Below are 13,276 nucleotides of genomic sequence, written 5' to 3'. Positions count from 1 at the left end.
ACTCTTGGCGTTGACCGGAAGTCTGCACGGGGCTGAGGTGTTCACTTCGGGAGTTCCGCTGAGCAGGTGGTAAAGGGTTGCGGCACCGGATGGCGTGAAATGTCGAAGCTGTGGCGGAGACTCGGCGGTGCCTTTAACGACTAAAGCATCGCCCACCACAGGTGGACGATGCTTCAGTAAAATTCGGAGGTGCTTAGCTCTGTGCTGCGAGCACGAAGGCCGAATCGATGTTGATGGTGACCTTGTCGCCAACCAGGACGCCGCCGGCTTCGAGGGCAGCGTTCCAGGTGATGCCGAATTCCTTGCGGGAAATCTGCGTGGTGGCGGAGAATCCTGCGCGGGTTGCGCCGAACGGATCAACGGCTACGCCGCCGAACTCAACCTTGAAGGTAACCGGCTTGGTGGTTTCCTTGATGGTCAGGTTGCCTTCGAGCTTGAAATCTTCGGGGGAGCCGGCAACACCGGTGGAAACGAAGGTCATTTCCGGGTACTGCTCGACGTTGAAGAAGTCGGCACCCTTGACGTGAGCGTCGCGGTTGTCGTCGTTGGAATCGAAGGATTCGGTCTTGACGGTTGCTTCGACCTTGGAGCCTTCGATCGATTCGCCTACGGTCAGCGTTCCTTCAACCGCGGTGAAAGCGCCGCGGACCTTGGAGATTCCTGCGTGGCGAACGGTGAAGCCAACTTCGCTGTGCGAGGTGTCGAGGGTCCAGGTGCCGGGGGTGATTTCAATGCTCATGGGAAAACTCCTTAGTGAGGGAAGCCGGTGTGTTCAACCGGTTTGCATGCTTATGAATATAAATATGTCACAGGTTGATTGACGTGTCAACCATTATTTTTGGCGATGCAACATTTCTCAATATTCCACGCGTTGACCAAGCCACGCGGAAGCGGATGTGAATTGGCGATGAACGCATTGCGCGGCCGGCTGGCCAAGTGGTGCATCGAGTCCAGGCAGTGGGGTTCTCAACGCTCGCCCACTTTGGTGCTCGCAAGCGCTTTCGGCGCGCCCGGCACCGATGGCCTTGCTGGGGATTGATGACTACGCGGGATCGACCGCTTGGCGCGTCCGAGTGACCTCAAGGTTCCCGGTGCGGCCAGCGACGATTCTGCTTCGATGCCCCGTCGCGGCTAAGCTTGCTACGAGAGTGACATGGTGATAGGCATCACGATGATGTGAAGCTGAAGGCCAAACGGAAGGCAGGATATGAACGACGTAATTGCCGAAGCACTCGATGTGCTGAGTAAAACTGACACCGATGACTCGAGCCCAGAGGCGCGTGGGCGCCGCGCGCATGCCCGAGTCTTGGCCATGATTGAGATGGCGCGTGAAACGGCTCGAAGCCGCCGGGAGCAGCGGATCGCGAACTTGCTCCTGCTGGCCCAGCTGGACAAAAAAGACTCTTCCGAGGCGCTGAAGGAAGCTCGTCGCCTGATGTCATTGGGCGACGATTCGGCGGACTGGGTGCTTAAGGCAGCCTGATCTCGCGTTCCGGCGATAACGGATTGTCAACGGAACAGCGGATCATCCAAGATCCCGAGAGATCTTGACGCACCGGACTCGAGGATCGGCGAAACGTTCGGACCTACTTATCCCGAGACCAGCACGGGCGGTATGGCTGGCTCCCCATCATCCAGATTTTTGTCCCGAGAAATGCGAGATCACCTTGACCCAGATCGTAACGGCACGGCACCTCTTCGGCCCCGGACCATGCAACCCTTACCCGGAAGCTACCGCGGCACTGGGTCTGCCACTACTGGGGCACCTTGATCCGCTGTTTATCGCCCGCATGGATCGAACGGCCGAGGGGTTGCGCACTCTCTGGGGAACCAAGAACTCACGTACGTTGCCGCTCAGCGCCACCGGTTCGGCGGGCATGGAAGCAGCCTTCGTTAATACCGTGAAAGCCGGAGATGTCGCGGTGATCGCCGTCAACGGTCTTTTTGGCGAGCGTATGTGCGACGTTGCGTCGCGCGCCGGCGCCGAGGTGGTTCGGGTGGACCACGAATATGGGACACCTGTCGACGCTCAGCGGGTTGCCGACGCGCACCCGAACCCGACGGTGATTGCCGCCGTGCATGCAGAAACCAGCACCGGCGTCGTTTCTGACATCGCGGCCCTCGGATCCATCAAGGGCGACGCGCTACTGATCGTCGACGCCGTCACCTCGATCGGCGGCATGCCCGTCCTGGCCGACGAGTGGGGGATCGACGTGGGGTACGCCGGAACGCAGAAGTGCATCGGTGTGGCTCCTGGTCTTGCCCCGTTCACGATCTCGGACCGCGCCTTCGATCGTCGCATCGAAAAGCCACAATCTTGGTACCTTGATCTGGGCCTGCTTGGCGGGTACACCACCGGGGGAACCGGAGGCGGGCGCACCTACCACCACACCGCACCGGTTGGGATGGTGGCCTCACTGGAGGCCGGCATCGATCGGATCTTGGCCGAAGGACTGGACGCTGTCACCCTCCGTCATCAGGCAGCCGGTAAGGCGCTGCAGGACGGACTCGAAGGGATGGGACTGCGGCTCTTTGCAGCCGAGGGCCACCGACTTGCGCAGTTGACCACGGTGTACGTCCCCGAGGGAGTCGACTCTGCCAAGGTGCGCGGCTACCTGCTTGAACGCTTCAACATCGAGATCGGTGGCGGCGTGGGCAAGTATGCGAGCACCGTCTGGCGCATCGGACTGATGGGTCCCAATGCCAACCCGACCTCGGTGGCGCTGATCCTGACGGCACTGAAGGAAGCCATCGCGAAGGCGTAGTGCTAAGTATCGCTGGTCTGCCGTTCAGTGAAAATGTTTGAACCTCCTGGCCTAGGACTTCAGCGAACCCCTCGGGTTGCGTCGTGGTGGCATGGTCGCGCCGGTCCGGCGGGCGGGAATCCACGTAGTCGATAAGGATGCCCCCCCGGCGGCCACGTGGATGTTGAACAATGTCAGATCCGTGATCGTGACGACGAATGTCACCCGTGATCTCTGGTGTAGGTCGTGGAAAACGCGGCGACGAAGGCCTGCCGGAGCGTCTTGAGCAGAGCAGTGCCAATGGCCCGTGGCGGAACACATTCGCGGATCAAACAGACGAATGACAGAAATTCCCCTAAGAACTATTGCATCGGGTTCACCGCCGCAGTAACCTACAACCAAATGGTTGTATATGAATTGAGCGAAACCGAGATCGACCGCATCTTCCAGGCCATGGCGGATGCGACCCGGCGCGACATCATCAAGCAGGCGATGCTCCGGGAGCAATCGGTCTCCGAGTTGGCGAAGCGCTATGACATGAGCTTCGCAGCCGTGCAAAAGCACGTGGCGGTGCTCGAAAGGGCAACGCTGATCACCAAGGAGCGACGCGGAAGGGAGCAAATCGTGCACGGGAACCCCGAATCCCTGCGCCGTGCCACCCGGCTGCTGGAGGCCTATGAGGGCATCTGGCGGCAACGCGTTGGCAGGATCGGAGACCTTCTCTCCGAAGAACTCAAAGGAGTAAAACCATGAGCGTCATCAGCGTTCAAACCGACCCGGAAAACCTCACCCTCACTCTTGTTGCCGAATTCGCGGCGAAGAAGGAGCGTATCTGGCAGATCTGGGCAGACCCGCGCCAGCTCGAGCGGTGGTGGGGTCCGCCGACTTGGCCCGCCACCTTTGTCCGCCACGAACTTGTCGAGGGCGGGGAGTGTAGGTATTACATGAGCGGACCAGATGGTGAGAAGGCCCGCGGCTGGTGGAAGATCGTCTCCGTGGATCCACCCAACGGCTTTGAGTTTCAGGATGGGTTCGCCGGGGATGACGGGGAGCCGAGTGGATTCCTGGGCATCACGCAATGCGTGGTGAGTCTTGAGGAGCGGGACGGGACCACCCGCATGAGAACGGTGTCCTCGTTCGAAAGTGCCGAACAGCTTGAGGAAATGATCAAGATGGGCATGGAAGAGGGTATGCGCGAGGCCGCCGGGCAGATCGATGCGATCCTCGCCGAGACCTCAGTCCGGTAAATCTTGCCGCGACAAGGAACGTCAAGAGATAGAGGCGGGGCCGACATGGCCCCGCCCCTAATGCGCCCCGCCGACAGTTGTGGTTGTTTGGCGCCTCGACATGGGACAGATTCACCAGCAAGGAATATTTTCTCCTGCCACTGGTACCCCGAAGCCCGGCAGACAACAATGGGGGAATGGACATTGTCGACTGGCTGCTTGACTCCGATCCATCCATCCGCTGGCAGGTACTTCGCGATCTGCTTGATGCACCGGAAACCGAGGTAACCCGGGAACGGGAGCGCGTGGCCGTCGCGGGCTTCGGCGCGCGGCTGCTGGCGCTGCAGGATCCGGGCGGCTACTGGGGCAACGACGAATACGGCGAGGACCAAAGCCGCAAATCGGTTTTCTGGTCGCTCGCGCTGCTGCGCCGCCTAGGTGCTGGTCCCTCGGATCCAACGGTGCACACCGCGGTGCAGAGCGTGCACGGATCGGTCATCTGGAAGTACTGGGACAACCTTCCCTACTTTCACGGCGAGGTCGAGCCGTGCATCAACGGCGGCGTCCTAGCCCAGAGCGCCTACTTTGGGATGCTCGGGGAGGGTAGCGAGCGGATCATCGCGCGGCTACTGACCGAACAATTGCCGGACGGTGGATGGAACTGTGAAGCCCCCGATTCCTCCAACGTCTCGTCCTTCGACACCACCCTCTGTGTGCTTGAGGGATTGCTCGAGCACGAACGCGCGGTGGGGAACGTGCCGGCGGCGCTCGCCGAGTCCCGGAAACGCGGCGAGGAGTACCTGCTCAAGCGCTCGGGCTTTAAGCGGCTGAGCACCGGGGCGGTGGCCGAGGGACGCTACCTGAATTTCTCCTTCCCGCCGTACTGGTTTTACGATGTGCTGCGCGCCCTTGACTACTTCCGGGACGCCGGAGGCACATTCGATCCGCGCTTGGAACCGGCGGTTGCGGCGCTACTTGCCAAGCGAAGCGCGGACGGACGCTGGGTTTCCGGGATCACTTGGCCCGGAGACACCTATTTTGACGTTGACGCTCCGGAGGGTGAAGCGAGCCGCTGGAACACGCTGCGGGCCCTGCGGGTGTTGCGCTGGGCGGGCGTGCCGACCGATGTCCCGGATAAGTCCGAAACCGCACCGGGCCCGACGTGAGACGTTCGTGAAGAATTAACGCCGCGCTGGGGAACCGTTGGGTTCGGCATAGCAAGGTGGTGAACCTGCGGGCGTTGGGGAAACCGAACCGCGTCTGCCCCATCGCACCTAAGGACATCCGAACCATGCCCAAAAAACCGTTGCTCACCACCGCGTCACTGGCTATTGCCATCGGCTTGCTCGCCGGAGTCGGCAGCCCCGGCGCGGCGTTTGCCGCCGGCTCCGATGATCAGCAGAAACTTCCCGTGCACGCGGCGCCCGAGAAAGCAGTTGACGGATACCCGCAGATCATCGAATCCGGATCCTGGGATGCTGGGCACATCCAGGGCATCGCTATCGATGAAAAGGGCGGCTTCGTCTACCACTCCTTCACCAACATGTTGGTGAAAACGGACTTGTCCGGCCACGTCATTGGCACCGTCGAGGGATTCACCGGACATCTCGGGGACCTGGACTTCAACACACGTGATGGCCAGGTCTACGGTTCACTTGAATACAAAGCGGCCAAGTCCTTCTACATCGCAATCTTCGACGTCAAGAGGATTACCGCTGTCGGCATGCATGCCGAGGACTCAGGCATCGTCACGGCCGTGCATCTGGAGGAAGTGGCCGAGGACTTCACCGCAGACCTGGACGGCAATGGAGTTTTTGATGGCGACACCGCCAACACTGCCGATCACCGATACGGTTCAAGCGGCATCGACGGCGTATCCTTTGGCCCTGCGTTCGGCTCCGCCACCAGCAAGCAGCAGTTGATGGTGGCCTACGGGATTTACCGCAACCTCGATCGGGACGACAACAATCATCAGGTCATCCTCCAATATGACGTGTCCACCTGGGGCAAACTCGCACGTCCCCTGACCCAGGATGACCCACACACCTCCGGTCCCGCCAGCGTGGATGAAAAGTACTTTATCCACACCGGAAACACCAATTTCGGTGTGCAGAACCTTGCCTACGACGAACACACCAAGAACTGGTATCTCGGGGTCTACCGCGGTTCCAAATCGGACTTCCCCAACCGCACCCTCTACGTCGTGGACGGCACCGTTGCCCCGGCCGAAGGCGTCCTAGAGGGACAGCCCGGAAACGAATCCGGGCTGCTGATGCCGCTGCTCCAGGCCGGGATCCCGGATCCGGCCACCGGCATCTTCGGCTGGGAGTTCAAAGCGGATGTCGGTATCGAACCGGTCGGCCATGGCTACTTCTACGTGGCGCGGGACTTCGACGATTACTCCAGCGGCCACAAGCAGGAGGCAGCCACCCTGGAGTTGTACCGGTGGACGGGTGCCGGCAGTGCCGGATTTGAGCGAGTGGTCCGCTAAGGGCGCCAGTCAACTCTCTCGCAGGCGGGAGCGCACATCGTGTGCGCTCCCGCCTGCCGCTTTTTAACGAAGCGAAGTCACAATCGATGCGCGTCTCATGGCATACATTGCTGTCAACCCGGAGTTGGGCGAGGTAAGTCTTGGCGCGGTGAGGTAAGAAGTGACCAATGCGGTAATAGTGGCTATGGTTTGCTCTATTGGTTGGATTAGTTGAAGCTTTGGGGAAATCATGACTTGGGATAGTAATTCAGCGCCTTCGAAGAGGCGCATAAGCAAACGCTGGATTTGGTGGGGGATTGCTGCGGTGGCCCTCATTTTGTTGGTCCTCTCCGGTGCGCTGCCGGGATTGATGATCCTTGTGGGGATCGTTGCCTTGATTCTTGGCCTCGTGGCGTTGCTGGCCAACGGCATCAAATGGGCAAGAATCCCTAACCGCAAGATTGGCGCCGGTGTCGCGGGAGCGGCGTTGGTCCTGACCTTTGCCGGGGGCGCGCTGAGCGGAACGGAGGGGACAGGCAGTCCGGAGACATCGCTTGAGGAACCTGCCGTGGCCGAAACCCTGCCGAGCGATCTCGCCAGCTTTGTGGGCCAGCCTTGTGAATTCGATTATCAGGTCATGACGCAGGCTGCTGCCAACAACTATTGCGACGAGGATTCAACGGGCACCCTTCTCTGGGTCGACCAAGACACTCATGATCGTGCCGAGGCAGATCTAGCGGCAGCCCGTGAAGTCGAGGCCACGAAGGCTGCCGAGGCCAAAAAGAAATCGGAAGAGGCGGCAGCGGTCAAGGCGAAGGAAGCCGCCGCCAAGAAGGCTGAAGCCGCCGCCGAAGCTAAGCAGAAGGAAGAAGCTGCAGCAGCGAAGGCAGAGGCAGCCGCTAAGGCCAAGAAGGCAGAAGCCGCTGCCGAGGCCAAGGCCGAGCGCAAGGCCGCGGACGCGCAGGCGGCCAAGGCCCGTGAACAGGAAGCAGCATCGGCACGCGCCGCCCAAGAAGCCCGCGAGGAACAGGAAGCGGCAAAGCCCAAGATCCAGACATTCACCAACAACAACACCTATTACGCGAACTGCACAGCGGTACGGAGCGCCGGAGCTGACCCGATCTACAGTGGCGATCCCGGCTACAGCCGCAAACTAGACCGTGACGGCGACGGCGTCGCCTGTGAGTAAAAACGATAGATCGGAACCCGCGGGATCCAAGCCTGTAGCGAGCCAGATACCCCGCTACAGGCTTGGATCCCGCGGTGCACTATCGGCCATGGTGCTGGCATTGGGCCTAGCGCTGACGTCCTGCGCGGGAACCGGGGTGGAGACGCCCGCCGTTGCTGCTCCCGTCATCTGGTCCGAGGCTCCTACCGCCGAACCCCTGGTGATATGGTCCGAGACTCCAACGCCCGAGCCAACGCCGACCGCGGCCGAACCGGTGCCCGAAGTCGCGTCGGAAGAAACACCTGCGACGGTCGAACCGTCCAGGAGTACTTCGCCGGCATTGACGGCCCCCGCCACACCGTCCGAGACGGGTGATGCTTCGAATGCGAAGCAGGGAACGACCTTGCACCAGCTGGCCGAAATCCCCATCAAGGGACGGGCACCAAAAACTGGCTACGAGCGAAGCCTGTTCGGCAGCGGCTGGAAGGATCCGGACCGCAACGGCTGCGATGCCCGCAACGATATGCTGCGCCGGGACCTAGACGCGATCACCGTGAAGCCTGGAACGTACGGCTGCGTCGTCACCAGCGGAGTCCTTTCCGACCCGTTCACCGGACAGCGGATTGATTTCGTGCGCGGCCAGGGGACCAGCACCGAGGTCCAAATCGACCACGTGGTTGCCCTGTCCGATGCTTGGCAAAAGGGTGCGCAAAGGATGACCGAGGACCAGCGAGTGGACTTTGCCAACGATCCGCTGAACCTCTTGGCGGTCGACGGCCCGTCAAATGCGTCCAAGGGCGATTCGGATGCGGCCAGTTGGCTTCCACCGAACAAGTCATTCCGTTGCTCCTATGTTGCACGCCAGACCGCGGTTAAGGCCAAGCACGGATTGTGGATGACCAAGGCCGAACATGCCGGCATCAAGCGGATCATTACTACTCAATGCCCGAACCAAACGATTCCCGGTAGCTAGTGCAGTCGTCTGGTCCGATAGCCTCGAATCCTCCTTTGGGTGACTGTTGCCAAGAGCCTGAACTGGTGCCACGGTTGAGGTATTAGAACCCTTCTCGGGAGGCAGCCGATGGGCAACAACCATCATGAGGACGAACGCTACAAAAACTTCTACGATCGCCCACCGCACGGCGAGGTGCCCAAAGACCCGCGGGTCAAAGAGGCCAGAGAGGGCGGAACCGATCCCGTTGAGCTTTCGGAGGCGGCGAGTCAAGAACCTGAGACGTCCAATAGCTGAGCAGTGCGTCGATCGGTGCACCAGCCAAAGACAAACGTCCTGGCTTCCCTTGTAGGGAAGCCAGGACGCTTGTGGTTGGTGCTTGGTATTACTTGGTGTCGCTCACCGATGCGCGGTGGCGGCGCCAGAGCAGGAACCCGCCCACTGCCATCAGCAGTATGCCGGCCCCGGCAATGGTGCCGACAGTGGCCCCGGTGCTGGCGAGATCACCGTTTGGCTGGGGTGCTGCCTCCGGTGTGTTGCCGCCGTCGTTGGCCTGAGGCGCAACGGGTGCGGGACTTTGGCTTGGAACTTGTTCCTCGCCGCCTAACTCGGGTGCTTCACTCGGCGCCGGGGACTCATTCGGCGCCGGCGTCTGGATTGGTGCCGACACCGCTGCAACCTCGACATCCAGCGCGATGTCCTCTTTGCCCTCGGTCGAGACCAACAACGTGTGGGTGCCGGTCGTAAAGTCGGCCGGAACCTCGATCTCGAAGGAGGTCTCGCCCTCGGCATTGGCTGCGGGGATATCCAGTGCCTCGATCGGGTCCGAATGCAGGACCGCTGTGATCTGCGTTCCCTCGTCAAGGCCGGAAACGTCCGCCTTCAGGGTTTCGCCCTGTTTGACGGTGTTGTTCTCCAATACGACTTTTGCCCAGCCGGTGCCTGCCACCACGGCGCGACCCAGCGGCGCTGGATCCACGGTGGGGTGCGCCTTGAAGTACTCCACCGCGGCAACCAGGTCGATCTGGCCGCTGTCGGCGACGTTGGTTCCCTTGGCGAAGGTGGTGAAGTTATCCCCACCTTCGGCCAGGAACGAGTTGGCAGCGACGCGGAAGACCTGACCCTTGGTAACCTCTTCACCCTTAAACAACACACCGGTGATGTGTTCTCCGCGCGGGGCGTCGGGGTCGTAGGTGTAGGAAAGATTCGCGGAGATACCCAGGTGCAACTTGGGACGTGAAGATCCCGCCGGCTGCCATTGCTCTTCCAAAATTTCCTTGAGCTGCGCGCCGGTCAGCTCCTTGGTCACCAGCGTATTGCCGAAGGGCTGAACTCCCGCGGCGGCCTTGTAACTGACGATGCCGTCCTTGCCGAAGAGCAGGTCCGCGCGCAGACCGCCGGGGTTCATGATGCCAATATCGGCCTTTTCGCCGCCGAAGGAATCGTTCGAGGTGGACCACAAGTGCATGTCCGCCACCAGGTTACCGAGTGTTGATTCGACACCGCGGTCCGAGCCGTCGGTGCCACCGCGGAGGATATCTGCGCTGATCTCGCCGACCTGCACCTCACCGGCAACCTCTGCCGCGGCCGAGGCCTTCTCCACGATCTTGCTGACGCTCGGTAGGGCCGGGTAGTTCGCGGTCGTTTCTTCACTCGTTTCGTCGGTGGTGGTCAGCGGAAGCAGCTCGGTCTGAAGGGACACCACGTCCTTGGTTTCCGGGTCAATTTCCAGTTCCAGGGCGCCGAGCGTGGTGCCGTATTGGTGACTCTGGATGACGGGGCGTTCAAGGCCCGCTTCCCAGCCCTTGACGGGGAAGGCACAGTCGTAGCTCTGGTGGGTGTGGCCGGAGAAGATCGCCTGGATCTTGGGAGAAGCCTTGCGCACCAGTTCGCCATAGGTGGTCTTTTCGGTGGCGATGGCTTCGCAGCTATCAACTGCCGATCCGTCGTGAGTCAGCAGCACGATGGCGTCTGCCTCACCGTTGGAGTCCTTGCCATCGGTGAGCTGCTCGGCGACGCGGTTCGCGGCCTCGAGCTGATCGCCGAATTCGATGTCTTTGATTCCTGCGGGGGAGACCATGGCTGCGGTGGATTCGGTAATGGTGCCGATGAATCCGACCTTCACCCCGTCAACCTCGCGGATGGCATATTCGCGCAGGACCGCAGTTTTGGTACCCGACTTATAGACGTTGGCCGCGAGTGCGTAGTCGGCGCCGTCATAACCGGTGGACTTGGCGAAGCGTGGGATGACGCGTGAGCGGAGGTCCTCGAAGCCCGCGTCGAATTCATGGTTGCCCACGACCGAAACATCCAGGCCCGCCGCGCCGAGGGCGTCAATGGTCGGGTTGTCCTGCTGGGAGAACGAGGTGAAGGTCGAGGCGCCGATGTTATCGCCCGCCGAGACGAGAAGCGTGTTCGGGTTCTCTTCCTTCAGTTCCGCCACCGCTCCACCGAGGACCGCTGCACCGGCCTCGGTGCCGTTGGCCTCGATGCGGCCGTGGAAGTCGTTGATGCCCAGGATCTTGATGCTCGTGGTCTTCGGCGCTGGGGTCGGAACCGCGTCGCCGGAGATGGCGAAGAGGGTGGTGGTGCCCGATACTTCATTACCGACCGCGAGCATGGGGACTCCGGTGGGAGAGCCCTCGGCGGGGATAAAGGCCAGGCCCTCGGGGCCCAAGTCGCCGGCCGTGGCGAGATCTCCGCCGTCCTCGACCGACTGGGAGAAGTCGCGGTTGTTGAGGTAGGTGACAAAGGAGGCGGACTTTGGATTGGTGACGTCATAGACCATGACCCCGCCGACTCGTTCGAGACCAACAAAGGCGTAGGTCTTTTCCCCGATGGTGCCCAGGGTCAGATTCTCGGGCTCCGGGCCCTTGTCGTCACTGCGCCCCTCGAGGTTCGATTCGGAGTGGTTTGAATTGAAGAACTCGGGATTGGCTGCGGCGGTGATTTTCTCGAAATCATTTCCCGAATCAAAAACCTGTTTGCCGTCGGTGCTCCAGATGGAGAACGAGCGCGAACCGAAGGCGACCAATTCTTCGTAGCAGCTACCATCCGCGTTCAGGCCCGAAGCCGTACTGACGTTTAGGCGGCCAAGATCGCCACTTCCATTCAGTGCAGCAGCTGGGCTGTCCTCGCAGATGGGAGCCAGCCCGTCGGCGCCGAGATCTTTAACTCGGGCGCCTTCGGTGTAATCGCCCCACTCGCGAGCATCACCCTCGTTGGCGGTGACCAAATACGTGGTGGCGCCAACGGTGTAGGCATTTATGCCGTCGGGCATGTAGGCACCCTTGAGACCATCAAAGGTCCGGATGTCGACTGCCTCATCCTTGTCGGAGGCGTCTAGCCCCTGCCCGGAGATCGAATGGTCCTTCAGACCCAGCGGGCGAATGGTGGTGACCGTTGCGCTGGGCAGATCGATTTCGGCCACCGCGTTGGCCTCTTGCAGTGCCGCATAGGCGGTGTTGCCGTCGATCGCGATGTACTCGGGCTCGAGGTTGCGTGAGACGGGCTTGTCGTCCCCGTGTGGGGTGGGGCCAAAGACCCTGACCCCCTTGGCCAGTTTCTTGGATCCGCCGGCCTCAAATTCGTGGAATTTCGCGGTCTTGACTGCCGACTGCGCGGGGGCCTTGAGCGTGGTCGGCAGAGCGACAACGCTGATCGAGCCCTCGGGGTCCGAAGAGAAATCGTCCGCTGGCTCGCCCTCGTTGGCCACCACGGCGTAGTTGCCGTCCTTGGAGATGGAGACCATGTCCGGCAGCGCTCCGACCGTGATGCTGCCCAGCGTCGATGCGCTCGATGCATTGGCATCAAAGAAGAGTAATGATCCCGGAGCCGTCTTGTTGGTCGCTTCCAGGGCAATGACGCCTAGCCCGTCGGGACGTACAGCGACCGAGTTAGCCACGCCCACGCCGGCGATGGAGTAGAGCTTGGTGGGCTTGGTCGGATCGGCAATGTCCAGGACGTCGACGGATCCGGCCTGCGCGTTGACCACAAACAGGCGCTTGCTGGCGGCGTGGTAGGTGACGATCTCGGCCGCGGATTTGTCGAAGGTCCCTGTTTCGTAGGAGCCGATCGCATTGAGCTTCAGCCCGGCTCCCTTCGACGAATGGGACATCGGATCGGGGACGATATCTGCGACGGCGCCGGTGGAATAAAACGCGGAACCGGCAACCGCGAGGGCGGCAACGGCCGCCGACGCACGGGTGAGGCGACCAAATGGCCGGGTGGATCGAGGCATAAGCAGAGGTGTCCCAACGGATAGCGAGTGATCAGGGAATGGTGACCCTAGATGTCTATCGTTGAAAGGTTTCTAACTGGTGAACACCACACAACGGGAGGGGGCGCCGCGCGTGCGAAAAGAAGGCGGCAGGTGATGTGTAGCGCCGGGGTGGTTCAAGCCCCGGCACAATTCACCGCGGTGTGCCGGGCTAGCGCGTGGACATGCCCGGGCGGATCGGCACAAATTCGACGATCTTGTTGCGGGCCACCGGTTTGCCCTTGTTGCGGTCGAAGCCCTTGGCATCTAGGGAGTTGGCCAGCCGGAAGGCAGCATTGGCTGCCTCGCGCAGTTCATTCAGGCGCTGGCCGGTGAATTCTTCCTGTGTGCCATCGGTAAAGATGACATTCACCCGTACACCCTTGGGGTAGATGGCACGCATGCGAACGTTGCCATCGGCGTCTTGTTGGAGGTTGCTCATGTGGGGCTCGCCTTCG

General features: G+C 61.4%; 11 protein-coding genes. 8 read left to right on the top strand and 3 right to left on the bottom strand.

Going from position 1 to position 13,276, the window contains the following annotated elements:
* Nucleotides 1-193: 193 nt before the first annotated feature.
* Nucleotides 194-739: a YceI family protein gene (locus KUF55_RS16025; RefSeq protein WP_132359961.1), complete on the bottom strand. Its 546-nt coding sequence runs from the start codon at nucleotides 737-739 to the stop codon at nucleotides 194-196.
* Between the two features lie 468 nt (nucleotides 740-1,207).
* Between KUF55_RS16025 and KUF55_RS16020 the strand changes: the two genes are divergently transcribed.
* From KUF55_RS16020 to KUF55_RS15985, 8 genes are all read left to right on the top strand, one after another.
* The gene (locus KUF55_RS16020; RefSeq protein ID WP_132359959.1) at nucleotides 1,208-1,483 is read left to right on the top strand and encodes a hypothetical protein; all 276 of its coding nucleotides are present in this window, start codon (nucleotides 1,208-1,210) and stop codon (nucleotides 1,481-1,483) included.
* A 184-nt stretch (nucleotides 1,484-1,667) separates the two neighbouring features.
* A complete protein-coding gene (locus KUF55_RS16015) occupies nucleotides 1,668-2,765 on the top strand; it encodes an alanine--glyoxylate aminotransferase family protein (protein ID WP_218817259.1) in 1,098 nt (365 codons plus the stop codon).
* A gap of 381 nt (nucleotides 2,766-3,146) precedes the next feature.
* Nucleotides 3,147-3,497: a helix-turn-helix domain-containing protein gene (locus KUF55_RS16010; RefSeq protein WP_218818837.1), complete on the top strand. Its 351-nt coding sequence runs from the start codon at nucleotides 3,147-3,149 to the stop codon at nucleotides 3,495-3,497.
* Nucleotides 3,494-3,991 carry an SRPBCC domain-containing protein gene (locus KUF55_RS16005; RefSeq protein WP_218817258.1) on the top strand — a complete coding sequence of 166 codons (498 nt, stop codon included), beginning with the start codon at nucleotides 3,494-3,496 and terminating at the stop codon, nucleotides 3,989-3,991. The genes KUF55_RS16010 and KUF55_RS16005 overlap by 4 nt, the downstream gene beginning before the upstream one ends.
* Nucleotides 3,992-4,167: 176 nt before the next feature.
* Nucleotides 4,168-5,136 carry a hypothetical protein gene (locus KUF55_RS16000; RefSeq protein ID WP_218817257.1) on the top strand — a complete coding sequence of 323 codons (969 nt, stop codon included), beginning with the start codon at nucleotides 4,168-4,170 and terminating at the stop codon, nucleotides 5,134-5,136.
* A 125-nt stretch (nucleotides 5,137-5,261) separates the two neighbouring features.
* The gene (locus KUF55_RS15995; RefSeq protein ID WP_218817256.1) at nucleotides 5,262-6,461 is read left to right on the top strand and encodes a hypothetical protein; all 1,200 of its coding nucleotides are present in this window, start codon (nucleotides 5,262-5,264) and stop codon (nucleotides 6,459-6,461) included.
* 304 nt (nucleotides 6,462-6,765) lie between these two features.
* Nucleotides 6,766-7,629, top strand: coding sequence for an excalibur calcium-binding domain-containing protein (locus tag KUF55_RS18875; RefSeq protein ID WP_255557112.1), 864 nt, complete (start codon nucleotides 6,766-6,768; stop codon nucleotides 7,627-7,629).
* Nucleotides 7,622-8,581, top strand: a complete 960-nt coding sequence (locus KUF55_RS15985; protein ID WP_255557110.1) for an HNH endonuclease family protein — start codon at nucleotides 7,622-7,624, stop codon at nucleotides 8,579-8,581. The genes KUF55_RS18875 and KUF55_RS15985 overlap by 8 nt, the downstream gene beginning before the upstream one ends.
* Nucleotides 8,582-8,945: 364 nt before the next feature.
* Here the strand turns inward: KUF55_RS15985 and KUF55_RS15980 are convergent, their stop codons facing one another.
* Both KUF55_RS15980 and KUF55_RS15975 read right to left on the bottom strand, forming a co-directional pair.
* Complete coding sequence (locus tag KUF55_RS15980; RefSeq protein WP_218817255.1) at nucleotides 8,946-12,800, bottom strand: choice-of-anchor I family protein; 3,855 nt, start codon at nucleotides 12,798-12,800, stop codon at nucleotides 8,946-8,948.
* A gap of 190 nt (nucleotides 12,801-12,990) precedes the next feature.
* On the bottom strand, nucleotides 12,991-13,260 hold the full coding sequence (locus KUF55_RS15975; RefSeq protein ID WP_132359943.1) for a hypothetical protein: 270 nt from the start codon (nucleotides 13,258-13,260) through the stop codon (nucleotides 12,991-12,993).
* Between the last annotated feature and the right edge of the window lie 16 nt (nucleotides 13,261-13,276).

The sequence above is a fragment of the Paeniglutamicibacter sp. Y32M11 genome, assembly GCF_019285735.1.
Taxonomy (GTDB): Bacteria; Actinomycetota; Actinomycetes; order Actinomycetales; family Micrococcaceae; genus Paeniglutamicibacter.
Note: the sequence above shows the minus strand (reverse complement) of the source record. Positions and strands in the feature narration are given on the sequence as shown.

Excerpts from the sequence above, each read along its gene's own strand:
- KUF55_RS16020 (WP_132359959.1), top strand. The coding sequence starts at position 1,208 with ATGAACGACGTAATTGCCGAAGCACTCGATGTGCTGAGTAAAACTGAC.
- KUF55_RS16005 (WP_218817258.1), top strand. The coding sequence starts at position 3,494 with ATGAGCGTCATCAGCGTTCAAACCGACCCGGAAAACCTCACCCTCACT.
- KUF55_RS16000 (WP_218817257.1), top strand. The coding sequence starts at position 4,168 with ATGGACATTGTCGACTGGCTGCTTGACTCCGATCCATCCATCCGCTGG.
- KUF55_RS15980 (WP_218817255.1), bottom strand. The coding sequence starts at position 12,800 with ATGCCTCGATCCACCCGGCCATTTGGTCGCCTCACCCGTGCGTCGGCG.
- KUF55_RS15975 (WP_132359943.1), bottom strand. The coding sequence starts at position 13,260 with ATGAGCAACCTCCAACAAGACGCCGATGGCAACGTTCGCATGCGTGCC.
- KUF55_RS16025 (WP_132359961.1), bottom strand. The coding sequence starts at position 739 with ATGAGCATTGAAATCACCCCCGGCACCTGGACCCTCGACACCTCGCAC.
- KUF55_RS15995 (WP_218817256.1), top strand. The coding sequence starts at position 5,262 with ATGCCCAAAAAACCGTTGCTCACCACCGCGTCACTGGCTATTGCCATC.
- KUF55_RS16010 (WP_218818837.1), top strand. The coding sequence starts at position 3,147 with ATGGTTGTATATGAATTGAGCGAAACCGAGATCGACCGCATCTTCCAG.